Origin of the sequence: Planomicrobium sp. YIM 101495, assembly GCF_009707665.1 — a bacterium.
GTDB lineage: Bacteria > Bacillota > Bacilli > Bacillales_A > Planococcaceae > Planococcus.
The window spans coordinates 1676583-1701946 of record NZ_WLZW01000001.1 but is presented as its reverse complement, the minus strand read 5'-3'; the positions used below and the strand labels follow the sequence as shown (position 1 = coordinate 1701946).

Sequence of the window (25364 nt, the reverse complement as noted above, 5' to 3'; positions counted from 1 at the left end):
TCCTTCAATTATCATTATCAATAATGATAATTGAAAAGTCAACCATATTATTGTATTTTAGATACAGACTCAAAATACATTAAAGAGTAATATCATTTTTTATTGTAAGAAAATCCTGATATAAATGGTGACAAGAAGTTGGTAATCCCGAAGAAAGTCTATATAACAGCTCACTATCATGAATAAAAAGGGGATTGAAATAGATGGAATTTGATTTATTTAAAAACCAGGTCAGGTTTAAAATCGCTTTGGAATTAATAGATGTCGATGAAGGATACTCGATTATGCAACTGAATAAACTATTGAAAGAAGTATCGCAAGCAACATTATACAGACATGTGAACTCAATGGTTGATGACGATTTATTGAAAGTCGTTGGCATAAATCGAATTGGAAAAGTTGAAGAAAAGCTGTATGCGCTGAATACCCAAGCCTATAAGATCAGTGAAGAAGATTGGCAGTCTGCAACATACAGCGATAAAATAAAATTTGTAACTTACTTTTTTATGTATATTCTTCAGAACTACAAAGACTATCATGAGAACAGAGTTGGCGAAGGTACTCAAGATCAAGCGACATTTTCCTTAGTGAAATTGAACTTAACAGATAACTCATTCGAAGATTTTCAGTCGGAGTTAAGTACGTTAATGGAAAAATACTATAATAGAAAAGAAGATAAAGATGGAACAGATCGTACGATTTCGATGGTGATTATTCCGTAATTTCTCTTCTTTGAGAAGAAAATGTGCTTTAATTAATTTTGTTTACATATGAGATATTGTCGGCAGCTCTCAAACATACTTTCAAAACTCCCAATCCAAAAAAGAATCAAGATTCAGGATGAATTATCGGAATCATTCCGCTAAACTGGATATAAGAAAGAGGAGGTTGAATAAATGAAAGCGTTATCAAGTGAAAAAGTGATCCGTTATAGAGGAACGGAACTGCAGACGAAGGGGTGGCAGCAGGAAGCGGCTTTGCGCATGCTTATGAACAACTTGGATCCAGAAGTGGCGGAGCATCCGGATGAATTGGTCGTGTACGGTGGCATCGGCAAGGCCGCAAGAAACTGGGAAAGCTTCGACGCCATCGTCCGTTCGTTGAAAGAACTGGAGAACGATGAGACGCTTCTTGTCCAATCCGGAAAGCCGGTCGCGATTTTCAAGACCCACGGAGATGCGCCGCGTGTCTTGATCGCGAATTCCAATCTCGTCCCGGCGTATGCCAATTGGGAGACGTTCCACGAATTAGACCGAAAAGGCTTGATGATGTACGGCCAAATGACTGCAGGAAGCTGGATCTATATCGGCTCCCAAGGAATCGTCCAAGGTACATATGAAACGTTCGCGGAATTGGCGAAGCAGCACTTCGACGGTTCGCTGAAAAGCACTATCACACTGACGGCAGGACTCGGCGGTATGGGAGGCGCGCAGCCGCTTGCTGTGACGATGGCAGGCGGCGTGTGCATCGGCATCGATGTGGACGAAACGCGCATCGACCGCCGCATCGCGACGCGCTATACCGATGTGAAAACCGATTCGCTGGATGAAGCGATCCGTTTGGCGGAAGAGGCGAAGCAAGAAGGGAAGGCGCTGTCGATCGGCTTGCTCGGGAATGCTTCTGAAATTTTGCCGGAGATGATCGCACGCGGCTTTACGCCTGATGTACTGACTGACCAGACGAGTGCACATGATCCGTTAAACGGTTACGTTCCGTCAGGCTTCACAATGGAAGAAGCGGCAGCACTGCGGGAGTCGGATCCCGGTGCCTACGTGAAACAGTCGAAAGCATCGATGGCTGTCCATGTTCAGGCAATGCTCGACATGCAGAAGGAAGGCGCTGTGACGTTCGATTACGGCAATAACATCCGCCAAGTGGCAAAAGATGAAGGCGTGGAGAATGCATTCAACTTCCCGGGATTCGTCCCGGCCTATATCCGCCCGCAGTTTTGCGAAGGGAAAGGACCGTTCCGCTGGGTGGCACTTTCCGGGGATCCGGAAGACATCCGCAAAACGGATGAAGTGATCCTGCGTGAGTTCAGCGACAATACGCATTTATGCAACTGGATCCGGATGGCGCAGGAGAAGATCCAGTTCCAAGGACTGCCGTCGCGTATCTGCTGGCTCGGGTACGGGGAGCGTGCGCGTTTCGGGAAAATCATTAACGACATGGTCGCAAGCGGCGAACTCAGCGCACCGATCGTCATCGGCCGTGACCACTTGGATTCAGGTTCAGTCGCTTCGCCGAACCGCGAAACGGAAGCGATGAAAGATGGCTCGGATGCAGTGGCGGACTGGCCGATTTTGAATGCGCTCGTCAATGCAGTCGGCGGTGCGACGTGGGTGTCTCTGCACCACGGCGGCGGTGTCGGCATGGGGTATTCCATACACTCCGGTATGGTCATAGTTGCAGACGGCACGAAAGAGGCGGAAGCGCGGCTCGAACGGGTGCTGACGACGGACCCTGGCATGGGCGTCGTCCGTCACGTTGATGCCGGGTATGAACTGGCCGAAAAGACGGCACTTGAAAAGGGCGTCAACATCCCGATGATGAAAGGAGGAGAAAGCATTCATGAGTAAAGCGGTCTGGATCAAGAATGCTTCTCTTGTCACATTAAGAGGACAGCAAGGACCTCGGTCGAAAGAGGCGATGAGCGAGCTTGGCTTGATCGAGGGCGGCAGTATGTGGCTTGAAGACGGCGTTGTCAAAGCGGTCGGCACGACGGAACAACTGGAGCGGGACTTTTCGCAGCGAATCGCGGAAGCGGAAATCATCGACGCGGAAGGCCGTCTCGTCACGCCCGGGCTTGTGGACCCGCATACACACGTGGCATACGGCGGCAGCCGGGAAGGTGAATTTGAGAAGCGTCTGCAAGGCGTTTCCTATATGGACATCATGAACGCAGGAGGCGGCATCCACGCGACGATGCGTATGACGCGTGAAGCGACCGAAGAGGAATTGTTCGAACAAACGTGGAAGCGTCTGGATGCATTCCTCGCACATGGTGTGACGACAGTCGAAGGGAAAAGCGGCTACGGCATGAACTTGGAAACGGAACTCAAGCAACTGCAAGTGATGAAGCGATTGAACGAGACGCATCCGATCGATCTTGTCCCAACGTTTATGGGCGCGCATGCCGTGCCAGCGGAGTTCAAAGGACGGGAAGATGAGTTCGTCGATCTTTTAATTGAAGAAATGCTGCCGGCGGTTGCGCCGCTTGCCGAATTCAATGATGTGTTTTGTGAAAAGAACGTCTACACACCCAAACAATCGGAACGCATTTTGGAAGCGGGCAAAGCGTATGGGCTCACACCGAAAATCCATGCCGACGAAATCGTGTCGTATGGCGGAGCGGAACTGGCAGCGGAAGTCGGCGCCATTTCTGCTGAGCACTTGCTGAAAGCATCCGATGAAGGCATTCGGGCAATGGCCGAAGCAGGCACGATCGCCTGTCTCTTGCCGGCGACGGCGCTGTATTTGCGGGAAGAAGCGGCACAAGGGCGCAAGATGATCGATGCTGGTGTGCCAGTCGCTATTTCCACAGACTGTAACCCTGGCTCGTCTCCGACCGTTTCCATGCCGCTTGTCATGAATCTAGCATGTATTTCCATGCGCTTGACACCAGCGGAAGCACTCACTGCAGCAACCTACAATGCAGCATGTGCAATCAACCGCCAGGACCGTGCCGGCTCACTCGAAGTCGGCAAGCAGGCGGATGTCGTACTGTGGGACGTGCACTCTTACCAGGAATTACAGTATTTATTTGGCGTCAATCATGTGAAAACCGTTTGGAAAAACGGCGAGAGGGTGGTTGGATGAATTATTTGCGTAATCCGGAATGGGGATGGCAGCCATCGGACCGTGTTACTCACGTGCATCAATGGGTCCAGCAAGAAGGGGAAGCGGACGTCATCCTGTTCGGTGCGCCGCTGTCCCGTTCCTCCATTTCCGCTTCAGCGGCTTCCGACTATCCCGAAGCGTTCCGGAAAATGTGGAAGAGCTTTGCGGTGTACAATCTGGATGAACGGGTCGATTTGCGGGAGGTATCCGTGCGGGACGCGGGAGACGTCGCCATGCATACAACGAATATCAAAGAATCGCACCGGCGTATTGAAGAAACGGCGGAAAGCCTCGCTAGTGCCAATATCACCTGCATGATCGGCGGCGATCATTCGGTGACAGCCTGTGCGGTACGGGGGATCAAGAAGGCATACCCGTATGAGCGCGTCGGCATCTTGCAACTGGATACGCACCTCGACGTCCGCGACCCGAAGGAACTAGGACCGGCAAACGGCACGCCGATCCGCCAGCTCATCGACGGCGGAACGGTCCGCGGAGAAGACGTCGTCAACATCGGGCTGCACGGCTACTTCAACACGAAAGACCTGGTCAACTATGCGGATGAAAAAGGCATCCGGATGGTGACGATGAGCCAGGCGCGTAAGGCCGGTATGACGGAAACGGTGCGCAGTGCCATCGACTCGCTTCAGAAGGTGGACCGCATCTATGCGACGATCGACATGGATGTACTTGATATCAGCGTGGCACCCGGCGTCCCGGCATCCACACCGGGCGGCATGATGACGGAAGAGCTGTTCGAAGCCCTGCTTGAGATCGGCAAGTCGGAGCGGGTGAAGCACATCGATTTCGTCTGCCTGGATCCGCAGCGGGACAACCACGTCGACGCTACTGTGAAAACGGGTGTCTACGCGTGGCTGCAGTTTATGACGGGTTTAGCACTGAGGAAATCTGAATAAGGCACGAGATTTGTGAAAAATCCCCGAGGCAATCTTGGGGATTTTTCATTCCACAAAAAAACCAATTCCGAGTCCTGCCTCGGATTGAGAATCGGTTTTGTTATTCGAAAATCATCTTCACCTTGTCTTATACTTCCTCGAGAATGTCCAAAGAGGTTTCTTCCGAAAACCAGACATTCCGAACTTTGAAATCCATCGAGCGCACTTGGCTCATAAGAATCTGTCGTTGTGTAGTGGTCTGTTCGTCCAAATCGACGTTGGAAGGGAAATTTTTCTGAGAAGAGGTGATCGAGCAAACGACTGCAAAGCCAGTTACTTTATTGAACTGGTCTTTGCTGACGACGATTCCGGGATGCATTTTTCGGATAGTATATTCGGTCCCTGCTTCTGAGATATATTCCTGTGGAATGATGACACCATGGGAATTTCCGATGGCCTTGATTTTCGTCGTGTAAGTCACGCGGAGCACCCCTTCATCACTGAAATATAAGGAGATATAATTTGTATAACTTCTCTCCGTTAATAATTCAAAGATTTTATAGGACAAATCAATTCTTCAATCCACTAATACACTACCGCTGTATCTTGTTAAAATTTTACAGTTATCTCTTGTGAAGTAATTTCAGAAAATTTATACTGGTGGTAAATGAAGATGCAGTAGTCGTGGCTGTTGTATCTTTTTCGAAGGGGTGGAGTTTATGATTACGTTGACAGGAAAGGATTTGACGCTCGAGCAATTGCGGCGGATCCTATTTGAAGGGGAAGAAGTTCGATTGGACCCGGCGGCAATGCAGCTTGTGAAGAAAAGCCGGGAAGCGGTGGAGCGAGTCGTCGAGAACGGACGGACGGTATACGGCATCAATACAGGATTCGGGAAATTCAGCGACGTGGCGATTGCAGAATGTGATACGGATGCATTGCAATTGCATCTCATCCGCTCACACGCATGCGGAATCGGTGCGCCTTTTTCAGAAATGGTCTCCCGTGCGATGGTCGTGCTACGGCTGAATGCTTTATTGAAAGGCTTCTCGGGCATCCGGCCGCTTGTGGCGGAGCGACTGGCCGAGATGGTCAACAGACACATTCATCCGGTCATTCCGCAGCAAGGATCGCTCGGTGCTTCGGGAGACCTTGCGCCGCTCTCGCATTTGGCGCTCGTTCTCATCGGGGAAGGCGAGATGTGGAAAGACGGACACAGAGTGAGTGCTACAAGGGTTTGGCAGGATGCCGGAATGGAACCGGTGAAGCTCGCTGCCAAGGAAGGGTTGGCGCTGATTAACGGTACGCAGGCCATGACCGCACAAGGCGCAGTGGCATTTATCGAAGCGGAGACGCTTGCTTTGCAGAGCGAGTGGATTGCCGCGATGACGTTCGAAGCGCAATTCGGCATCATGGACGCATTTCATCCCGCGATCCACGAAGCACGCGGTTATCAGGAACAGATTGCGGTCGCTCAACGCATGCGCTGGTGGCTCGAAGGAAGCAGGCTTACGACTGCACAGGGCGAAGTGCGGGTGCAGGACGCCTACTCACTCCGCTGCATTCCCCAAGTACATGGTGCCACGTGGCAGACGCTCGGGTATGTGAAAGAGAAACTGGAGATCGAAATGAACGCAGCGACCGATAATCCACTCGTTTTCGAAGATGGGCGCACCATCATCTCCGGCGGGAATTTCCACGGGCAGCCGATTGCCTTCGCGATGGATTTCCTGAAAGTGGCGATTGCGGAGCTGTCCAATATATCCGAGCGGCGCATCGAGCGGCTCGTCAATCCCGCACTCAGCGAAGGCTTGCCGGCTTTCCTCAGCCCTGAACCGGGATTGCAGTCGGGTGCGATGATTCTGCAATATGCGGCGGCCAGTCTCGTGTCGGAAAATAAAACGCTGGCACATCCGGCTTCAGTCGATTCGATTCCCTCGTCCGCCAATCAGGAAGACCATGTCAGTATGGGGACGATCGGTTCGCGCCATGCGCGGGATATCATCGAAAATGCGCGCCGTGTGCTGGCAATCGAAGCATTCTGTGCAGCACAAGCAGTCGAATACCGGGGCATCGGCAAAATGGGGGAACGGACACGCGAGCGGTGGGATGCCATCCGCAGCGTAGCCGGTCCGATCGATGAAGACCGTGTCTTCAATCCGGACATCGAGCGCATCGCTGCATTTCTCCTTGAAGAAGCGCAGCAGGGAATGAAGAAAGCAGCTGGAAGCAATAAATAAAGAAAAAGGCCACGAACCGGGATGGGTTCGTGGCCTTTTGCGTTAAAAAAGGTTCAATTTTTCAATCCGGGTAATCGCTTCAACGATCCGGTCTTCATCGACTAATAGGCCGACGCGGACGAAGCCTTCACCGGTTTCACCGAAGCCGCTCCCGGCAGCCACCGAAATGTCCGCATTTTCCATCAGATGATCTGCAAATGTGATGCTTGTGAAGCCTTCAGGAACCGGCAGCCAGGCGAAGAACGAGCCTTTTGGCGCCGTCACTTGCCAGCCGATGCGGTTCGCTTCACGAACAAGCACATTGCGACGGCGCTCGTACAGTGCGGCAAGGTCTGTGACGCATTGCTGGCCAGCTGTTAAAGCTTCAGCAGCAGCGAGCTGCAGCGCAGTGAACTGGCCAGCGAACAGATGGTCCTGAATCAAATTGAGCGCTTCGATTATTTTGGCGTTGCCGACCGCAAAGCCGACGCGCCAGCCCGCCATGTTATACGTTTTGGAGAACGTATACATCTCGATGCCGACTTCTTTCGCCCCTTCCGTCTGGAGGAAGCTTGGTGGCTTCACGCCGTCAAAACCGAAAGCACCGTATGCAAAATCATGGACGACCGCAATATCGTTTTCCTTGGCGAAACGGACAGTTTCTTCAAAGAACGCCTCGTCTGCAGTCGCTCCGGTCGGGTTGTTCGGGTAGTTCAAATACATGAGCTTCGCCTGCTCGACAACGGCCGGCGAGAGCGCTTCGTAATCGGGCAAATAAGCGTTCTTCTCCTCAAGCTTCATCAGCTCGACGGAGACACCGGCGAGTGGCGCACCTGACAAGTAATCCGGATAGCCTGGGTCCGGCAAGAGGATGGCATCGCCTTCATCGAGAAGGGCAAGCGGCAATTCCACGAGACCAGTCTTCGTGCCGGGAAGGATCGCGACTTCCAGGTCCGGATCGATTTTCACGCCGTATTCCCGCATATAAAAGTCTGCCGCAGCCTGCCGAATCGCTTTGACGCCGCGGAATGGTGAATATTTATGGGTCGCCGGATCAGCGACCGCTTCCTGTAACGCTTTGACGATATGGGGAGGTGTCGGCTGGTCGGGATTGCCTTGGCCGAGGTTGATGATATCGCGCCCCTGTGCGAGCGCAGCAGCAGTTTTGCCCGCAAGTACTGCGAAGAATTGGGTCGGTAAATTGTTCATGCGTTTCGAGTATTCCATTTCATCAGTCCTTATTTCAAAATAATTGCACATCTTCCCTAAATCTTATAGAGTTATGAGTAAAATGTCTACAGGGGGCAAGCAAATGAAAATTGCATGTGTACAAATGGATATTGTTTTCGGGGAGCCGGACAAGAATTTTGCGGCAGTCGCGGACTATGTGAAACAAGCGGCTGATAGTGGTGCGGATGTGATCACCCTTCCGGAAATGTGGAATACGGGATATGCACTGGACCGGCTGGAAGAGCTGGCAGATGTTGATGGACAGCGGACAATGGATTTCTTGAAGGCTTTTGCGCGTGAGCACCGTGTACATATCGTCGGGGGTTCGGTCTCCACGAAAAAAGCGGGCGGCTTTTACAATACGATGTATGTGGTGGACCGGAACGGCGAAGTAGTCAGTGAATACGACAAAGCGCACCGTTTCAGCTTGATGGACGAGCATATCCATTTGGAGGAAGGCAGCGGGCTCGGCGTGTTCGAACTGGATGGCGCGAAGTGCGGAGGCGTGATCTGCTATGACATCCGCTTTCCAGAATGGCTGCGGGCGCAGGCGCTGAACGGTGCGAAAGTTATATTCGTCCCAGCTGAATGGCCGGCTGCGCGTATCGATCATTGGCGTGTGTTGCTGCAGGCGCGCGCGATCGAAAACCAGTGCTTTATCGTGGCATCGAACCGCATCGGAGCGGACCCGAAAAATGCATTCGGCGGCAGCTCCATGGTCATCGCACCATGGGGCGAAGTGCGTCTCGATATGGGCATGCAGGAAGGCATCGGCTATGCGGACATTGACATCGCCGAAGTGGACGAAGTGCGCATGCGCATCCCGGTGTTTGACGACCGCCGCGTCGCGCTTTATGATCAGTTTACAAAGGATGACGTTAAGGAAGTCTAACGTCGAATGGAGGAAACAACGATGGCAACTCATACATTTCATTTGAAAGCGGACTGGCCGGGCCTTCGCAACGGCGTAGGGGAAATCCACGCAGGCAATTTGAACACGCAAATCTCGATCCCGCCGGAAATGGATGGGCCGGGCGTCGGCACGAATCCGGACGAAATGCTGCTTGGGGCAGCGGCGACGTGCTACATCATCACACTTGCTGCCATGATGGAGCGCAATGGACTGGATAAAGAATCGCTCACGATGGAGTCGAAAGGCATCGTGGACGTCACGAATGGCGTGTTCACGTATAAAAAAATCATCCACCAGCCGCGGATCGTGCTCGTCGCAGGTGCAACCGACCGCGACCGGAAGCTGGCACAGCGCCTCGCGGAAAAAGCAGAGACGTCCTGTATGATCAGCCGCGCGATCCAAGGGAACGTCGAGTTGGAGCTGGAAGCAGATGTCAGCGTTGCGGGAGAATAACTTGGCCGCGCTTCATTTTAAGAGGATTGACGAATCGAACGAGGCGGCTGTCCGCAGCGTGAAGCTGAAGAGCGGCCAGGAGTCGTTCATTGAAACGGTTGATGAATGTCTGCAAGAGGCGAACGAACACCCAGAATGGCAACCGGTCGCAATTTACGCCGGGGACGAAGTGGTTGGCTTTGCGATGTATGGTTCATTCGGGTCGAATAAAGACACTTGGATCGACCGGATCATGATCGATGAAAAGCATCAAGGGAAAGGCTACGGCAGAACCGCGATGGAAGGGCTGATTGTACGGGTCTGTGAGAAGTATGGTGTCGATACGGTGTACGTGAGCATCATCGAAGAAAACAACTTGGCGCGCCGGCTGTATGAAAGCATGGGCTTCGAAGAGATGGACGAGCGGGATCCGAACGGAGAGATTATTCTTCAGAAAAAGTGCAGTTGAGTGCGGAAATGGATAGATGAAGCGAAGCAACCTTCTTTTGAGGGTTGTTTTGTTTTTTGCGCGCGATTTAGTGGGAAATATTTAAAGATATAATTTTTCCATTTCCATTTAAAAAGCATACTGTCCGATCATGAAAAAGCGTCGTCGGGCCATCTTATACAATGAAAAATTGAAATTAAAATTCTTGGATTTCCATTAAAAGAGCTTACTGTCCAAAAGTATTGAAATACTTTTCGCATTGCCCAAAATACTTTCCAATTCCGCGTAAATACTTTCCAATTTCAAAATCCCCGTCAAAAACCATTTCCCCTGAACCAAACCCCGAAAAAGAGTACAATGAAAGCAACAGCAAAGGAAAGGAAGAAGCGGATGAAACCAGTTATATTAGCCGAGAAGCCGAGCCAGGCGAAGGCTTACGGCGAGGCGTTCAAAACGGTGAAGCGGGACGGTTATCTGGAAGTCGCGCCGGACCCGATTTTTCCGGAGGGTGCATATATCACATGGGGCATCGGCCATCTCGTGGAGTTGAAGGAGCCGAAAGCGTATGATCCGAAATGGGGAAGGTGGTCGCTCGCGGCACTTCCCATTTTGCCGACCGAATACCAATTCCAAGTGGCGCGCGGCAAGTCCCAGCAGTTCAACATCATCAAGCGCCTGATCAAAGAGACGGATACGGTGATCAATGCGTGTGACGTCGACCGTGAAGGCTCCAATATTTTCTACAGCATTTACCGGCAGACCGGCGTGCGTGGCAAGACGATCCGGCGCCTGTGGATCAATTCACTTGAAACCGATGAAGTGCGCAAAGGGTTCCAGAATTTGCGGGATAACCGACAGGATCTACTTCTTTATGAAGAAGCGCGGGCCCGGCAGATCAGCGACTGGCTCGTCGGGATGAACGGTTCGCGCCTGTATTCGCTTTTGCTCCAGCAAAAAGGCATCAGTGAAGTGTTTGCCATCGGCCGTGTCCAGACGCCGACGGTTTATTTGATTTACCAGCGTGAAAAGGAAATCGCGGCATTCAAGCCGGAGCCGTTTTATGAAATCGAAGGGGTGTTCCAGGCGGCGAACGGCCGTTACAAAGGAATGGCGAAGCTGAAAACGAAGAAGCGGGAAGAAGCGTTGGAATTATTAACGAAGCACGGAATCAATCCGCAGGAAGACGGCACAGTAACCGAAGTGAAAACGGCGGACAAACGAATGCCGCCGCCGATGCTTCATTCCCTCTCCACTTTGCAGGCAGCGGCCAACCGCAAATGGAAATACAGTCCGGCGAAAGTGCTGAGCACGATGCAGAAATTATACGAGAAAAAGCTCGTCTCCTACCCGAGAACTGACGCCCAACACATTACGCCTGCCGAGTTCCAGTACTTGGCGGGGCAGGTCGAGGCGTATCAGCGTGTGGCTGGCATCGAATTTGAAGTCGCCTCGAAAGCGCCGAAGAAACGCTTCGTCGATTCGGCGAAAGTCCAGGAACATTATGCCATCATCCCGACGAAAACCGTTCCGACTGCGCGGAAAGTGGAAGGGCTGCCGCCGGACGAACGCCGTCTGTATGATGAAGTTTTGCGGTCGGCGCTTGCCATGTTCCACCGGGACTACCGCTACGCGGAAACGAAAGTGACGACCGATGTGAAAGGTCTGCCATTTTTCACGACAGGAAAAACCGAGATCGATAAAGGCTGGAAAGAACTATTCCCGGCAACGAAAGAAGCGAAGCAGGAGCCGCCGCTTCCACCGCTCACGCAAGGCGAGCAGGTGAAGAGTAAAATTGCCATTGCAGAAGGGATGACGACACCGCCGAAGCCGTATACGGAAGGGCAATTGATCGCTATGATGAAGACGTGCGGAAAGTTCGTGGAAGATGCGGAAGATACGAATATCCTGAAAGAAGTGGAAGGTCTCGGAACGGAAGCGACGCGGAGCGGCATCATCGAAACAATCAAGCGCCATGAATACATCAAAGTCACAAAAAACATCGTCTCGCTGACAGACAAAGGGCGCATCCTGTGCCAGGCAGTGGAAGGGAATTTATTATCAAGCCCGTCCATGACTGCGAAATGGGAAACGTATTTGAAGAAGATCGGCAACGGCGAAGGGTCGTCGGATGTATTCCTGCAGACGATCGGCCAGTTCATCCAGAAGTTGCTTTCGGAAGTGCCGGCGCAATTGCAGCAGAACGGTCTGCCGGAAACAATCGAGGCGCCGGCGAAACAGGCGATCGCCGCTTGTCCGACTTGTAGGAAAGGCGCGATCGTTTCGACAAAAAGCTACTATGCCTGTACGGAATGCAAGCAGTCGTTCCCATCGGTCTTCCTGAAAAAACGGCTGACGGCCAAGCAAATCGAGTATTTGTGTACGAAAGGGAAGACGCCCGTCATCAAAGGGTTCGTTTCGAAGAACGGCAAGAAGTTCAGCGCGCGTCTCGTGCTGGAGGATGGGAAACTGAAGATGGGGTTTTGAAGCCCGTCCCCCCCTTTACGAAAGCGGTCCGGTGGAGTAGACTGATAGAGCAGTGCAGCCATCGTTCCGGCTGCAAATAAATCAAATAGCCGGTTCCATGTTTCAGACAATAGAGCTGAGTACAAAGCCGAAAAAATTCTCATTTCCGTGGGGTTTTTTCGGCTTTTTTATTTTGCTTTTGGAGAGGGAGAGAGAATTGAAATACTTTATCGATCATTTAGAGAAGAGGATTCATCTGAGGCAATTTGCAGGAGATGCTTGCGGTTTCATCGACACGCCGATTGAAAAGCGGGAGTTTTCCGATGAGGAAGATTACTTCACACAATTGGTTGTGGAAGAATCCTACACGATTTGCGCACATTGCCGTTCGTGATGGAAAATACAAACGGACCATCCGGCACTTTATGCCGGATGGTCCGTTTTTTTCATTCTTTCATTAATGTGAAGACGATGTAGCCGACATCTTCTTCGAAATCCCAGTCCAGGAAAGTTTCGTCGATTTTTCGGTCGAGAATAAGCTCGAGCCGTGGTTTATCCAGCAGTTCAGATTCAAGGGGCCTTTTGGAAATTTTCAGTTCTTCTGAATATCCATTGGCAATCAGCGCTTTTTCGATTTCGACTAAAATACCCACGCGTTTTACAAGAATCGTACGGTCGCTGAGCCAGTATAGTTCAGTTTGCTCCGGCATCTTTTGCGCTTTTTCGCTCATTTCGTCGATCACTTTACGGAACGCACCTTTGTCGACTGAATCAGGCCAGGATGAGGGCAAGGCAACTTCGCCTGCAGGCAGCTGCTTCGCTTCAGCGAGAATGAGACAGGTCTGCTTCTCGAGGTCCGAGTCGGCGAAAATATAGGAAGCTTCGAAACCGGCGCTTTTCAGCAATTGAAACCGGATGTCCGGCTTTAATTCTTCCAAAAGCAGATCCCGCATTTCGAGGATCAAGTTATGGCGTTCCTGTTTTAGTAGAATTTTTTCGGAAGGAGACAAAAAGCCGCGCAAATGGATGGTGATGAACCCGGAAGAGAGAGTCACGAACGCGGAAGTCGGCCCTTTGCCGAAATGATCGCGTAAAGATGCGGAAATGTAACGGCTGACTGCGGATTGTACTTCAGTTGAATTGACCATATAAAATCCCCCCTGTTGAATCTAGATTTCGTTTTAATTATAGCGGAGGAGGGGAATAATAGATAGAAAATCCAGCAGGGGTGATGGAGTGAACGGAAACCGGAAGAAATATGCTTCCCGTAATCTTTGGTCAGGGGTTTTGTTCGGAATCGGCCTTATGGCATTTGTCGATGAAGTGGTTTTTCACCAATTGTTGCAGTGGCATCATTTTTACGATTTGTCGACGACAACGGTGGGGGTGTTTTCGGATGGCTTATTGAATGCTTTCGCCTGGTTTGCAGCAATCGGATCGCTGTTCATTTTCGCCGACCTAAGGAGGCGTCATGCGCTTTGGATGATGAAATGGGGGAGCGGTGTGCTGATGGGGGCAGGCGGCTTCCAATTGTTCGACGGCCTCATCAACCACAAGTTATTGCGCGTCCATCAGATCCGTTACGGTGTGGATTTGTTGCCTTATGATTTGGCCTGGAATATCGGAGCGGCAGTGTTTCTGATCGCTGGATTTATGTTATGGCGCAGGACCGCGAAGCGGGGAGGGCAGAGTGATGCATGATCACTATCATCAGCACGAGGCGATGATGTCCGGAATGGCGGTATTCGAAGCGTTCATTCTTGTGCTGGCCGCCACTGTTGCTATTCTATACGTATGCGCAGCGGTCCGCTCCGGCAGACGATCCAAACCGTGGCCGCCGTACCGGATTGTCTTTTGGCTGCTCGGCGCGGCTTGCGCAGCAGCCGTTTTTGCTGGGCCGCTTGCCGAACGGGCGCACAGCGATTTCACTGCACACATGCTCGGGCATTTGCTGCTCGGGATGCTCGCGCCGCTCTTACTCGCGCTTGCTGCTCCCATGAGGCTCCTGCTCCGTACGCTGAATGTCCGGCATGCGCGGAAGCTGTCCCATTTGCTGAAAAGCCGTGTCGCGCGTTTCTACAGTCATCCACTGACCGCTTCCACTCTGAACATCGGCGGTTTGGCTGTTCTTTATACGACGCCGCTTTTCACATGGATGCACGAATATTTCTGGCTTTACGTTCTCGTTCACGTGCATGTTTTCGCAGCAGGTTATTTGTTCACCATCTCACTCATCTATATCGACCCGGTCGCACATCGTGTACCTTTTAAGAAACGGGCAATCGTCCTGATCCTGGCGCTCGGCGGCCATAAAGTCTTGTCGAAATGGATTTATGCACATCCACCCGCTGGCGTAGCGCGTGCAGAAGCGGAGAGCGGCGCGATGCTCATGTATTACGGCGGCGATGTGATCGATGCCGCATTGATCGCGCTTCTTTGCTGGCAGTGGTACCGAGCGGCGCGTCCGGGAAGGGCGGAATTGGCGGCTTTACCAAAAGGCTGAATAGGAGGGATTTTCATGACAGAAAAAACGATTGTGGAGATAGAGGAGCCCTTATCCGAAAACTTGCAGGCTGCTGAACAAGCTGCTTTCGGGATGGGCTGTTTCTGGGGACCGGAATCACGCTTCGGCAGTTTGCCAGGCGTGTTGCGCACGGAAGTCGGATTTGCAGGTGGTACGACTTCTTCACCGACTTACCGGAAAATGGGCGACCATACCGAGACGGTGCACATCGAATTTGACCCGGAAATACTGAGCTACGCAGAAGTGCTCAAGCATTTCTGGCGCAACCATTATCCGAACCGCGATGAATACAAAGGCAGGCAGTATATTTCTATGCTCCATTTTTATACTGCGGAGCAGGAAGCGGTGATCCGGGAAGTGAAAGCGCAGATGGAACAGGAACGCGGCGAACCGATCGAAACTGAGATTGTCCCGTTCCGTTCGTTCACACCGGCGGAAGGACGCCATCAGAAATACTATTTGAAGCGCTATCCGACAGCGTTGGAGCAATTGGGCGACTTGTTTCCTTCAGCGGAACTTCTCCACGACTCCATTTTTGCAGCCCGTCTTAATGGTTTTGTCAAAGGCTTCGGCAACCGGGAAGCATTGCTTGCGGAGATTGACGGGTGGTCGTTGCCGGATGAGGACCGGCAATTGCTGAAGAATAAATTATCGGAAATGAAATGGTGAAAATTGAAAAGGAGCTCTCCCCGAAGCTGCTGTAGTCAGCTGGGGGAGAGCTCCTTTTTGGGGATACTGCAACCAAATCCGATATTCTGCAACCAAATCAAAAATTCTGCAACCAAATTGGAAATCCGAAACCATGTGCTCCTGCTTCTGCTTCTGCATCGCTTCGCTGCTCCTGCAACCAAATCAAAAATACTGCAACAAACGCTTCCGCCAGCCGACTCACTCTTGCAATCGTCTCATCCGCAAGTCTTTCCGCTCCCGCAGCCCTTCTGCGAGTAAATAAAAGCCGAGCATGACGAAAGTGATCGTCACAAGCGCTGCAAGCGGGACCCACGGAGCGGAGTAAACGTCCTGGCGCAGCGTCGCGAAAAGGGTCGGCCACGAATTGGAGCGGTCGATCGCCAAATAGCTGCGGTCGAGCTGGCTCATAAATTGCTGCGTGATGAAGACGCCGATGACACCGAGCTGGGCAATTAAGAACATCGTCCGGCTGATTTCGGCGGACAACGAAGCGAGCAAATCGCCGCGCAGCATCGGCCAATAATAGCGGCGGAACATCGTGAAAGGCGTTCCGCCGTTCGTGATGGCGGCTTCCATGAAAGTCCTTGCCCGTAAGTCATGCATCGACGTGTTGAAAATGGAAGCGACGCGCCCGACCTCGATGATGGCGAGCACGACGACGACCCAAAATTCGCGGTGTGTGGCGAACATGATCGCTGGTACCGCCAAGATGATCAGCACGAAGAAAATTGACGGCAAAAAGGAAAAGATCGAATTCCAGATTTGCATGAATACTTTTGCGGTCCGACTGTAAAAAGCGGCGACCGCCAAGACGAAGGCGAGCATGATGCGCAACACCGCAATCGCGGAAACGATCAGCAACGTCTCGCGTGCGCCGATCACCAAAATCGACAGCAAATCTTCTCCCTTTCGGTTCGAGCCGAGCGGGAAATCATCGGACGGCGGATAAGGAGGCGGAAGTAATTTCCCCGAACTATCACGATATGGCAGTTCTGCTTTCAGGTCTTCGTCGACCATCGGCAAATAAGGGCCGAAAATCAGGACAAACACCGTGATAGCAAGGATGATGAGACCAGCGAATAACGTTTTATTCACCTGGAATCCCTCCTTTCACCGGCACTGCGACAGCTTTTGCGAGATTCGCGACGATGCTTGCTGCAAGGATCAATAAGGTGAAGAAAAAGGCATAAGCGATTGTCTCGATCACGCGTCCCGTCATCAATTGATCGACGTAGAACTGGCTCGGTGAACCGAGGGATTCATAGAAATAATAGGCGGCGCCCCTGTATTCGGTGAACACTTCGATGATGAAGAGGTTTGATAGGACGTACAGGATCATCGTATTCGTATGTGCGAAAATGCGTGCCATCCCGTTCCTCAGCATATGTTTGTAGAGAATGGCGAAAGCGGGCGTGCCTTTCGACTTGGCGGTGCGTATGTAATCGAGTCCTTGCTCTTTTTGGAGCGATTGGAACGTGACATTGGCGATGTAGGCCGCCGGATAAATGGACAGGAATACGACATTCATGATGACGTTGTCGATGGAATCATGTCCGAACAGATCGATGTGGAACAGCCATCCTTTCGACGTGAGCGTCAACAAGGCGATTTGGATGCCGATGATCAACGCCAAGTCGGGAACGGACAAGACGCCCCATGTGGCAGTCCTTCCGAGCACATTCGTCTTCGACCTGCGGTAACGGTAATCGAAAATGCCTTTGGCGATGCCGATGAAAAAACTTAAAATAAGTGCGGGCACGATGATTTTCAAGCTTCTGCCGAACATTTCGAGGACGATCGGCAAGAGCGGCTGGCCGTAACGGTCTTCCCCTAAGCCGCCTTGTGTAGCGAGATAATCGAAGAACAGGACGAAATTGTCTTTATGGCTTTCCAGACTGTATTCGTACTCCGCTCCGACGAACGATCCGCCAGCTCCAGATTCAAACGAAGTGTCGTTCGGCATTAAGAGCAGGATGAGAATCAAGAAGAAGGCGGCCGCCCAAATGATGAAAGAATACAGAAGATGTCTCCAGATTTTCACGTAAATCCTCCTACTGACTACAGATTATTCCAAATATTTCATGAAAAAATTATACCATAGTCTTTAAGCTTAGGAAATTAGGTGAAGGAAAGTTCAGGAGAGCACGGTATAATGAGAGATAGAGACCAGGAAGAATGGCAGGTGGAGAACAAATGTCGGATACAACAGTGGTATTGGCTTTATTACCCGTAATCCTCATTCAGTTGGTGCTGATGATTTTTGCTTTGGTTGATTTGATCAAGAATCCAAAGCCGAACGGACCGAAATGGCTTTGGGGTGTCATCATCGTCGTCATCAATATTATCGGACCGATTTTGTATTTTGTCATAGGGAGGCGGAATTATTGAACGTATTGGAAGCGAAAGGACTCACGAAACAGTTTGGCGCGGAAGTGGCAGTTGAGGACGTCTCGTTCCGGCTGGAAGAGAATACGGCGACGGCATTGATCGGGCCGAACGGAGCTGGTAAGACGACGATCTTATCGATGCTTACCGGACTGTTGAAGCAATCGGAAGGAACGATTAATCAATCCGGGCAAGGCGGAATCGGATTTTTGCCGCAGTACCCGCAGTTCTTCCCGTGGCTGACGGCGCTGGAATTTGTCGAGATGGCCGCGAAGATCAGCGGAGTCGAAGCGGCAAATGTACGGCAGCAGTCTGTCCGGACGCTCGAATTCGTCGGGCTCGGACCGGCGATGAAGAAAAAGTGCGGAACGTTTTCGGGGGGAATGAAGCAGCGGCTCGGACTGGCACAGGCCATCGTCCATCAGCCGAAGCTCCTATTGCTGGACGAACCGGTGTCAGCGCTTGATCCGACGGGACGACGCGAAATTTTGAACTTGCTCAAATCGCTTCAGCAAGATACGACGATCCTATACTCGACGCACATTTTGAATGACGCGGAAGAAATGACGGATCAGCTCCTGTTTTTGCAACAAGGGAAGCTTGTCGAGCAAGGCTCGCTTAAAGAAGTGCGTGATCGTTATTCGGAGCCGCGCATCCAGATCCGTTTTGAGACGAGTCAGGAAGCGCTTCGGTTCAGTGCGCTAAACGCTTGGCAAGGAACGGTGGACCGGACGGAAGTGATTTTGCCGGTGACCACACAAGGTCCCACGATGCAGATGGTGCTTGAACGACTTGCGGCTGAAGGGCTCGCTGTCAGCGGTGTGGAGCGGAAATCGGCGACGCTTGAAGAAATTTTCTTGAAGGTGGCGGGGAAGGAATGACTCAATTTCGTGTGTTGTTTCAGAAGGAATGGCGGGAGAACGTCCGGAATTACAAAATTCTTTGGATTCCGCTCGTCTTCATCCTATTCGCGATTCTCGAGCCGGTCACGCAATATTTCCTGCCGCAGCTGCTCGACTCGCTCGGCAATTTGCCTGATGGGGCTGTCATTGAATTCCCGGAGCCGAGTCCAGGAGAAATCCTTGCGAATATCATCGGGCAGTATCAGTTCATCGGTTTGCTCGTCTTGATTTTGGCCTACATGGGCGCGGTCGCGGGTGAACGCCGGAGCGGGACGGCGACATTGCTGTATGTTCGGCCGTTATCATACGGCGCTTATTATATGAGCAAATGGGTGGCGGCGAATCTCATCGCTGTCGGAAGTGTCTTGTTCGGCTTACTTGCCGGCTATTATTACACGGCTCTGTTTTTCGGCCAAGTAGAAATCGGCAGTTTCTTGCAATTTGCTGGCACGTATTGCCTCTGGATTATTCTTGTCGTGACGGTTATCCTCACAGCAAGTGCGTGGATGCCGAACGGCGGATTAGCGGCAGCGGTGTCATTTGTGCTGCTGTTGTTCATGCAGCTGGTGGACGGCCTGCTCGGTGCTTATTGGACGGTGTCGCCGTTCAAAGTGCCTTCCTATGCAGCGCAGTGGCTGTGGGCAGGACCTGAGACGGGCGCTTATTGGTGGAGCGTCGCAATCACTGTGTTCCTTATTGTGGCAATCGCAGCGTTCGGCATTTGGATGTCGAAGAAGAACGCTGCGAAAGTGAAAGTGTAGATGGAGCATCCGTTTTTTCACGCATTTGCCTGATCATCTGCTAAAATGGAACGGAGCTACATATGAGTATTAGTGCCGCATTTCAATCGGCGGTTCGGATAGAAGGGATTTTATGAAGAAATTACTGATTCTCCTGCTGGTGATCGGGTTCATCTGGGGATTTATCGTCATAAATAATGAATGGGTGAAGACGACTGAATATGAGATTGCGTCTGAAGAGGTTCCGGCAGCTTTTGACGGTGCGAAGATCGTCCAAGTGACGGACTTGCACGATGCGACGTTCGGTGAAGGGCAGGAGCGGCTGATCAAGGCTGTCCGGAAGGCGGAGCCTGATGTTATTTTCCTGACAGGGGATTTGATCGACAGCAACCGGTACGACTTGGAGGCGAGCCTTGTGTTCGTCGATGCGATCGTGGAAGTGGCGGATGTGTACTATGTCCTCGGCAATCACGAAGTCGCAACTAACCGGATCGGGGAAATCACAGAAGCGCTGACGTTACGCGGTGTCCATGTGCTGCGGAATGAGACCGCCGAATGGGAACGCGGCGGCGAGACGGTCCAGCTAGCTGGCATCGACGATCCGCTGATGGGCAACACGATTTCCTCGGAGACGTTTACGGAACATGCGCTTGCGGAAGCGGCATTGGCGGACCGGTTCACATTGCTTTTGGCACACCGGCCTGAAGTGTTGTCGGTCTACGCAGAGGCGGGGATCGATGTGGTCTTCTCGGGTCATGCACACGGTGGACAGATCCGCATTCCGGGAGTCGGCGGCTTGATCGCACCGGGACAAGGTTGGTTGCCTGAAATGACAAAAGGCATATACGAAGAAGGCGGGACGCAATTGGTGCTGAGCAGTGGGCTCGGAAACAGCGTCTTCCCACTTAGGATTTTTAACGTGCCTGAGATTGTGGCAGTGACATTAAAGAAGGAGTGAAGAGAAATGATTCGTGCGCATGAAGTGACGTTGCACAGCTACACTTCGAAAGTGGCGGTCACGTATGATTTGCCATCCGACCAACTGGAATTCACGGGCCTTCCGCAGGAAATCATCAAGCGGGATGCAGCAAATCCACTAAAGCATCTCGTCGTCATCAAAGTCGGCGGCGAAGTGGGAGGATTCTTCGAGTTGGACGAGTCGGCAGATCGGGACAAATATACGGACAAGCCGAAAGCGTTGTTGATGCGAGGCTATTCGGTCAATCCGAAGCTGCAAGGGCGCGGTGTCGGATCCGGTTCACTCGCGGCGCTGCCGGTATTCGTGCGGAAGGAATTCCCTTCCTTTGAAGAAGTGGTGCTCGGAGTGAATGTGCGAAACAAGCCTGCACAGAAGATGTTCGAGCGGGCAGGGTTTGTCGATACGGGCCGCCGTGTAGTAGGAAGAAGCGGCGAGCAATTGGTCATGTGCTTGAATGTTTGAATGCACGGCGAGCTTAGAGAAAGCTCACCGTGTATTTTTTTGTCCATTTTTACGTGCGGCAGACCGTCTCCGCTTAAAAAAGGGGGAAAAGGGAAGAAGGGAGATAAGGAAGTACGTAGGAGGCGGAAGAAATGATGTATATGGGAATCGCGGTCAAATTGCTTTTTGGTCTGATTGCATTGATTGTAATGACCCGTTTGCTTGGGAAGAAGGAAATGTCGCAGCTGACGCCGTTCGACTTCGTCTATGCCGTCGTGCTGGCGGGAATTTTGGAAGAGAGCATCTATGACGACAAGGTTAACTTGCTGCACTTATTATTTGCGCTGGCAATATGGGGGAGTACGTTGTATCTCATTGAGAAGCTGTCCAAGAAATACGATAAAGTGCGACTGTTGTTCAAAGGCAACTCATCGATTCTTGTCCAGGAAGGGAAACTCAACCTTGATGAGCTGAACAAAAATCATTTGGAAATGGAGCAATTGCGTCTGATGCTCCGGCAGCAAGGCGTCTTTTCGCTCAGTGAAGTGAAAGATGTTTATTTGGATCCGGGCGGCTCGATCAGTGTGAAGAAGTTTGCGAAATACGACCAGGTCACGCCGGAAATGCTGAATCTTGACCCGGAAGATGACCCGGTGAATTATTTGGTCATTGATGAGGGGGAGATGAACGAAGAGATCATGAAGCAAGTCCGGATGTCTAAGGAATGGCTGCATGAAAGGCTTCAGAAAGAAGGCTACAGTAGCGTCAGTGATATCTTGTACGGCGAGTGGTCCGAGAAGAACGGCTTGTACGTGCACACATATGAAGATGCTTCCGCAGGAAAATCAGAAGGGAATTGAGCAGGGCCGGAACAATAGGCGTAGCGGATGAAATTGTCTATAATGGAGGAAAGAACGATAGAGGAGGCACTTGTTGTATGGTGAAGGAATTCGAAGATGAAGTGCAGCGCGTCATGGACAAGATGTTCGAAGACGAAATGCGCAAAGTGAATGATATGCTCGATCAAGAACTGCTGATTTCCCTGATCGGTGAGGTGAATGCCGGGAAATCATCGACGATCAACAAGATCATCGGGGAAGAGATCGCTTCGACGAACCCGCGTCCAGGTGAGACGGTGAGCGTCGATCCCTACAACCTGCAAGGCTTAGAAAACATCAAGTTCATGGATACACCAGGCTTGAATGACCCGAACGATGAGAACCCGAAGAAGACATTGGAGTTCGTCCAGAAGTCGGATGTCGTTCTGTTTTTCCTGAACGCTGCAGGCACAGTGTTTTCCGAAAGCGAGAAGGAGAAATTCAACGCAATCGAAAAGCACAATAAAGACATTTTGATCGTGCTCAATAAAATCGATGCAGCGGAGGATATCCCTTCCATCGTCCGTTTTATCAATGATCATACGCAAGCGAAATACAAAGTGATCCCGATTTCTTCGAAGACCGGAGAAAATCTGGAAACGTTGAAGAAGGAAATCCTTTTTTTGCTCGAAAAGAAGGGCAAAGACTTGCTCTTCGCCAAAAGCATGAAGGAGAAAGCTTCGGCGGCTAACCGCTGGATCATCGGTGCCGGCGTATCAGCTGGAGTGATCGGAGCGTCGCCGATTCCCGGCTCGGATGTCGTGCCGCTCACTTCGCTGCAGGTCGGGCTCATCATCAAATTATCGAAGCTGTACGACAAGCCGTTAACGAAAAAAGCGGCGAAAGATATGATTGTCATCACCGCTACGCAGACGATCGGTCAGACGATTTACCGGCAGGCACTGAAATTCATTCCGGGAGCGGGCTCTGTGCTCGGCGGAACAGTCGCATCCTCGATGACACTGGCACTAGGCTACGGAGTGAAGTACGCTTACGAGAATGATATCGCCATCGATTATGACATGATCGGTGCACTGTTCGAAAAGCTGAAGAAGAAAGATAAGAAACAACTGGAAGAATGATTCTTAAAGCCGCCTTGGACGAAAAGGTGGCTTTTTGCCGAGGAGGGATGAAATGCGCTTACTTGTAGTGGAAGATAACGAAGGAGTCCGTACGATGCTGGAGATGTTCTTTTCGAAAGAAGGGATGCAAGGAGATTTTGCAGCGGACGGGCTGGAAGGCTACCAGAAATACCGGGATGGCCATTACGATTTGCTGGTTCTCGACTGGATGCTGCCGGGGATGGACGGTATGACGCTGTGCCGGAAAATCCGCGATGAGGGGGATGACATTCCGATTATCATGCTGACTGCGAAAGACAGTGAATCGGACCAGGTCATCGGCTTCGAGATGGGAGCAGACGATTACGTCACGAAGCCATTCAGTCCGCTTGCTTTGATGGCACGGATCAAGGCGGTCGCACGGCGTACACGGAATGCGGAATCGGATGCACACATCATCAGAACCACCCATTTCAAGGCCAACAAAGAGACAAGGGAAGTGCAGAAAGACGGCGCACCAGTGACGGGATTGACGCCGAAGGAATTCGACCTTCTGTTGTTCTTGCTGCGGCATCCGAAGCAAGTGTTCAGCCGAGAGCAGCTGCTCGAGCAAGTATGGGGCTATCAGTTTTACGGAGATGAGCGGACCGTGGACGTCCACATCAAGCGACTCCGTAAGAAGATTGATCAAGGCGACCTTTTCATCCATACGGTATGGGGAGTAGGGTATAAATTTGAAGAACATACGGATTAAGTACTTCTATCAGTTGATCACAAGTCACTTGAGCATTCTGGTCGTCGCTTTCATCGTTCTGAGCCTGTTGTTTGTCCGGTACGTCGAAGATTTCGCTTACGAAGACAAAGCGGATGAACTCGAACGCTATGGCGTGGAAGTGCTCCGTCAGCTGGAACGTCCGGGCGGCGGGGACTTGCAGGCGTATGTGTCGATTCTGCAGGCACAAAATATCCATTTCATCGTCTTCGACCAGCAAAGCCGGATTTTGTACCCGGCGAATAATAATTTTCCGCCGGTGGAATTGAGCCAAGAGGAATGGAATGTGATCGAGCGCGGAGAGACGCTCGTCGTCAAACGGGACGATGAACGGTTCCAATTCACGATGACCTTCGTCGCCATGCCTTACGTATCGTTAGGGATGTTGGTCGGCGGTGTGTTACTAGCGTCTCCGGTCAGCGGAACGAGTGAAATGATCGCCGAACTGAACGGTTCGCTCATCACGACGATGTTGATTGCCTTCTTCATTGCATTGTTATTGAGTTTGCTGCTCGGCCGGCTTCATTTGAACCGACTGCAAAGCATCCAGAAAGCAGCGGTGTTAATTAGTGAAGGCGATTACGACGTCCGACTTCCGAATGCAGGCTTCGACGAATTCGATGACGTTGCGGGAGGGTTCAATGACATGGCCGAGAAGCTGAAAGTCTCCAATGACGAGATCGAAGCGCTCGAAAATCGCCGCAGGCAGTTCATGGCTGACGTCTCCCACGAAATGCGGACGCCACTCACGACCATTGCAGGTGTGGTGGAAGGCTTGCGGACCGGTGCGATCGACGAAGACCAGCAAGAACGGGGAATCCGGCTCGTCAGCGAAGAGACGAAGCGGCTCATCCGATTGGTCAATGAAAACCTCGACTACGAAAAGATCCGTTCCAATCAAGTCGTGCTGGAGAAAGAAGAGATCGAAGCGGAGGAGTTGCTCGAGATCATTCAGGAACAACTCGCAGTACAGGCCGCTGAAAAAGGGAACTCTATCCTCGTGGAGAGTGAACCGGGGCAAGTGATCTATGGTGACATGGACCGGCTCATTCAAGTGTTCATCAATATCACGAAAAACAGCATCCAATTTACAGAGAATGGGACGATTCGGCTGCGGGCTTACGGAACACCGGAAGCAGCAATTATCGAAGTGACCGACGACGGTGCAGGCATCGATGCAGCAGAAGTCGACTTGATTTGGCGCCGCTTCTACAAAGCCGATGAATCCCGTGGCAGCAGACAATTCGGACTCGGTCTTTCCATTGTTAAGTCGCTGGTCACTTTGCACGGCGGCGAAGTGGATGTTATAAGCGAAAAAGGGAAAGGAACGACATTTACGATTCGCTTGCCGTATCGTTCGTAAGACAGAAAGAACCCCTCCCAGAGCTGCTTTTAAAAATAAAAATAGAAAAATCCTTCTGTAAATGAGACTTACAGTTCATTTTCTTATAAACGCTACAGGTCTATAATCTTTAGTTAAACATTATTTATCTTGAAACAAATGTAATGAAGAAAAAAGCATGTTGGTTGTCCTGTCATTTACTTTCAGCA

Annotated in this window: 27 protein-coding genes; 22 read left to right on the top strand and 5 right to left on the bottom strand. The window is 51.4% G+C overall.

The features are described from left to right. Positions 1 to 203: 203 nt before the first annotated feature. The 4 genes from GIW82_RS08255 to GIW82_RS08240 all read left to right on the top strand — a co-directional run bounded on the left by GIW82_RS08255 (position 204) and on the right by GIW82_RS08240 (position 4757). A complete protein-coding gene (locus GIW82_RS08255) occupies positions 204 to 722 on the top strand; it encodes a helix-turn-helix domain-containing protein (protein ID WP_154749357.1) in 519 nt (172 codons plus the stop codon). A gap of 174 nt (positions 723 to 896) precedes the next feature. After that, the gene (gene hutU / locus GIW82_RS08250; protein WP_154749356.1) at positions 897 to 2579 is read left to right on the top strand and encodes a urocanate hydratase; all 1683 of its coding nucleotides are present in this window, start codon (positions 897 to 899) and stop codon (positions 2577 to 2579) included. Further along, entirely contained in the window at positions 2572 to 3819 is a 1248-nt protein-coding gene (gene hutI / locus GIW82_RS08245) for an imidazolonepropionase (RefSeq protein WP_154749355.1), read from the top strand. Before hutU ends, hutI begins: the two co-directional genes overlap by 8 nt. Continuing rightward, positions 3816 to 4757, top strand: coding sequence for an agmatinase family protein (locus GIW82_RS08240; RefSeq protein WP_154749354.1), 942 nt, complete (start codon positions 3816 to 3818; stop codon positions 4755 to 4757). Before hutI ends, GIW82_RS08240 begins: the two co-directional genes overlap by 4 nt. Positions 4758 to 4884: 127 nt before the next feature. On the opposite strand, the gene GIW82_RS14985 is transcribed toward GIW82_RS08240, so the two are convergent. Further along, positions 4885 to 5217, bottom strand: coding sequence for a type II toxin-antitoxin system PemK/MazF family toxin (locus GIW82_RS14985; RefSeq protein ID WP_154749353.1), 333 nt, complete (start codon positions 5215 to 5217; stop codon positions 4885 to 4887). A 238-nt stretch (positions 5218 to 5455) separates the two neighbouring features. Between GIW82_RS14985 and hutH the strand changes: the two genes are divergently transcribed. Beyond that, positions 5456 to 6976 (top strand): histidine ammonia-lyase, encoded by a 1521-nt coding sequence (gene hutH, locus GIW82_RS08230; RefSeq protein WP_154749352.1) that lies wholly within the window; start codon positions 5456 to 5458, stop codon positions 6974 to 6976. A 42-nt stretch (positions 6977 to 7018) separates the two neighbouring features. On the opposite strand, the gene GIW82_RS08225 is transcribed toward hutH, so the two are convergent. Further along, on the bottom strand, positions 7019 to 8182 hold the full coding sequence (locus GIW82_RS08225; RefSeq protein WP_154749351.1) for a pyridoxal phosphate-dependent aminotransferase: 1164 nt from the start codon (positions 8180 to 8182) through the stop codon (positions 7019 to 7021). Between the two features lie 85 nt (positions 8183 to 8267). On the opposite strand from GIW82_RS08225, the gene GIW82_RS08220 reads away from it, so the two are divergent. From GIW82_RS08220 to GIW82_RS14710, 5 genes are all read left to right on the top strand, one after another. Then, positions 8268 to 9077, top strand: a complete 810-nt coding sequence (locus GIW82_RS08220) for a carbon-nitrogen family hydrolase (RefSeq protein ID WP_154749350.1) — start codon at positions 8268 to 8270, stop codon at positions 9075 to 9077. 21 nt (positions 9078 to 9098) lie between these two features. Continuing rightward, positions 9099 to 9551 carry an OsmC family protein gene (locus tag GIW82_RS08215; protein ID WP_154749349.1) on the top strand — a complete coding sequence of 151 codons (453 nt, stop codon included), beginning with the start codon at positions 9099 to 9101 and terminating at the stop codon, positions 9549 to 9551. A gap of 1 nt (position 9552) precedes the next feature. After that, entirely contained in the window at positions 9553 to 9999 is a 447-nt protein-coding gene (locus tag GIW82_RS08210; protein ID WP_154749665.1) for a GNAT family N-acetyltransferase, read from the top strand. A gap of 369 nt (positions 10000 to 10368) precedes the next feature. Then, complete coding sequence (locus GIW82_RS08205) at positions 10369 to 12462, top strand: type IA DNA topoisomerase (protein WP_154749348.1); 2094 nt, start codon at positions 10369 to 10371, stop codon at positions 12460 to 12462. Positions 12463 to 12658: 196 nt separating this feature from the next. Next, positions 12659 to 12835 carry a hypothetical protein gene (locus tag GIW82_RS14710; protein WP_195913986.1) on the top strand — a complete coding sequence of 59 codons (177 nt, stop codon included), beginning with the start codon at positions 12659 to 12661 and terminating at the stop codon, positions 12833 to 12835. Positions 12836 to 12887: 52 nt separating this feature from the next. Here GIW82_RS14710 and GIW82_RS08200 read toward each other — a convergent pair whose 3' ends face one another. Continuing rightward, entirely contained in the window at positions 12888 to 13589 is a 702-nt protein-coding gene (locus GIW82_RS08200; RefSeq protein WP_154749347.1) for a Na-translocating system protein MpsC family protein, read from the bottom strand. An 88-nt stretch (positions 13590 to 13677) separates the two neighbouring features. Here GIW82_RS08200 and GIW82_RS08195 point away from each other — a divergent pair, with 88 nt between their 5' ends. Genes GIW82_RS08195 through GIW82_RS08185 form a run of 3 tightly spaced genes read left to right on the top strand, consistent with a single transcriptional unit; the run spans position 13678 to position 15634 of the window. Beyond that, the gene (locus tag GIW82_RS08195) at positions 13678 to 14142 is read left to right on the top strand and encodes a DUF2243 domain-containing protein (protein ID WP_370456139.1); all 465 of its coding nucleotides are present in this window, start codon (positions 13678 to 13680) and stop codon (positions 14140 to 14142) included. After that, entirely contained in the window at positions 14135 to 14944 is an 810-nt protein-coding gene (locus GIW82_RS08190) for a cytochrome c oxidase assembly protein (protein ID WP_154749346.1), read from the top strand. Before GIW82_RS08195 ends, GIW82_RS08190 begins: the two co-directional genes overlap by 8 nt. Before the next feature lie 15 nt (positions 14945 to 14959). After that, the gene (locus tag GIW82_RS08185; protein WP_154749345.1) at positions 14960 to 15634 is read left to right on the top strand and encodes a peptide-methionine (S)-S-oxide reductase MsrA; all 675 of its coding nucleotides are present in this window, start codon (positions 14960 to 14962) and stop codon (positions 15632 to 15634) included. Positions 15635 to 15853: 219 nt separating this feature from the next. On the opposite strand, the gene GIW82_RS08180 is transcribed toward GIW82_RS08185, so the two are convergent. Both GIW82_RS08180 and GIW82_RS08175 read right to left on the bottom strand, forming a co-directional pair. Then, complete coding sequence (locus GIW82_RS08180; protein ID WP_154749344.1) at positions 15854 to 16750, bottom strand: ABC transporter permease; 897 nt, start codon at positions 16748 to 16750, stop codon at positions 15854 to 15856. Next, positions 16743 to 17696: an ABC transporter permease subunit gene (locus GIW82_RS08175; RefSeq protein WP_154749343.1), complete on the bottom strand. Its 954-nt coding sequence runs from the start codon at positions 17694 to 17696 to the stop codon at positions 16743 to 16745. The genes GIW82_RS08180 and GIW82_RS08175 overlap by 8 nt, the downstream gene beginning before the upstream one ends. 152 nt (positions 17697 to 17848) lie before the next feature. Here GIW82_RS08175 and GIW82_RS08170 point away from each other — a divergent pair, with 152 nt between their 5' ends. The 9 genes from GIW82_RS08170 (at position 17849) to GIW82_RS08130 (ending at position 25176) form a co-directional block, all read left to right on the top strand. Beyond that, positions 17849 to 18043 (top strand): PLD nuclease N-terminal domain-containing protein, encoded by a 195-nt coding sequence (locus GIW82_RS08170; protein WP_154749342.1) that lies wholly within the window; start codon positions 17849 to 17851, stop codon positions 18041 to 18043. Beyond that, positions 18040 to 18921, top strand: coding sequence for an ABC transporter ATP-binding protein (locus tag GIW82_RS08165; RefSeq protein WP_154749341.1), 882 nt, complete (start codon positions 18040 to 18042; stop codon positions 18919 to 18921). The genes GIW82_RS08170 and GIW82_RS08165 overlap by 4 nt, the downstream gene beginning before the upstream one ends. Next, entirely contained in the window at positions 18918 to 19703 is a 786-nt protein-coding gene (locus tag GIW82_RS08160; RefSeq protein ID WP_154749340.1) for an ABC transporter permease, read from the top strand. Before GIW82_RS08165 ends, GIW82_RS08160 begins: the two co-directional genes overlap by 4 nt. A 112-nt stretch (positions 19704 to 19815) precedes the next feature. Then, complete coding sequence (locus GIW82_RS08155) at positions 19816 to 20640, top strand: metallophosphoesterase (protein WP_154749339.1); 825 nt, start codon at positions 19816 to 19818, stop codon at positions 20638 to 20640. A gap of 6 nt (positions 20641 to 20646) precedes the next feature. Beyond that, positions 20647 to 21123, top strand: coding sequence for a GNAT family N-acetyltransferase (locus tag GIW82_RS08150; RefSeq protein WP_154749338.1), 477 nt, complete (start codon positions 20647 to 20649; stop codon positions 21121 to 21123). A gap of 131 nt (positions 21124 to 21254) precedes the next feature. Further along, positions 21255 to 21962, top strand: coding sequence for a DUF421 domain-containing protein (locus GIW82_RS08145; RefSeq protein ID WP_230309254.1), 708 nt, complete (start codon positions 21255 to 21257; stop codon positions 21960 to 21962). A 77-nt stretch (positions 21963 to 22039) separates the two neighbouring features. Next, complete coding sequence (locus GIW82_RS08140; RefSeq protein WP_154749337.1) at positions 22040 to 23062, top strand: GTPase; 1023 nt, start codon at positions 22040 to 22042, stop codon at positions 23060 to 23062. Between the two features lie 52 nt (positions 23063 to 23114). Then, positions 23115 to 23795, top strand: a complete 681-nt coding sequence (locus GIW82_RS08135; protein WP_154749336.1) for a response regulator transcription factor — start codon at positions 23115 to 23117, stop codon at positions 23793 to 23795. Further along, positions 23776 to 25176 carry a sensor histidine kinase gene (locus GIW82_RS08130; protein ID WP_154749335.1) on the top strand — a complete coding sequence of 467 codons (1401 nt, stop codon included), beginning with the start codon at positions 23776 to 23778 and terminating at the stop codon, positions 25174 to 25176. Before GIW82_RS08135 ends, GIW82_RS08130 begins: the two co-directional genes overlap by 20 nt. The last annotated feature ends 188 nt before the right edge of the window (positions 25177 to 25364 follow it).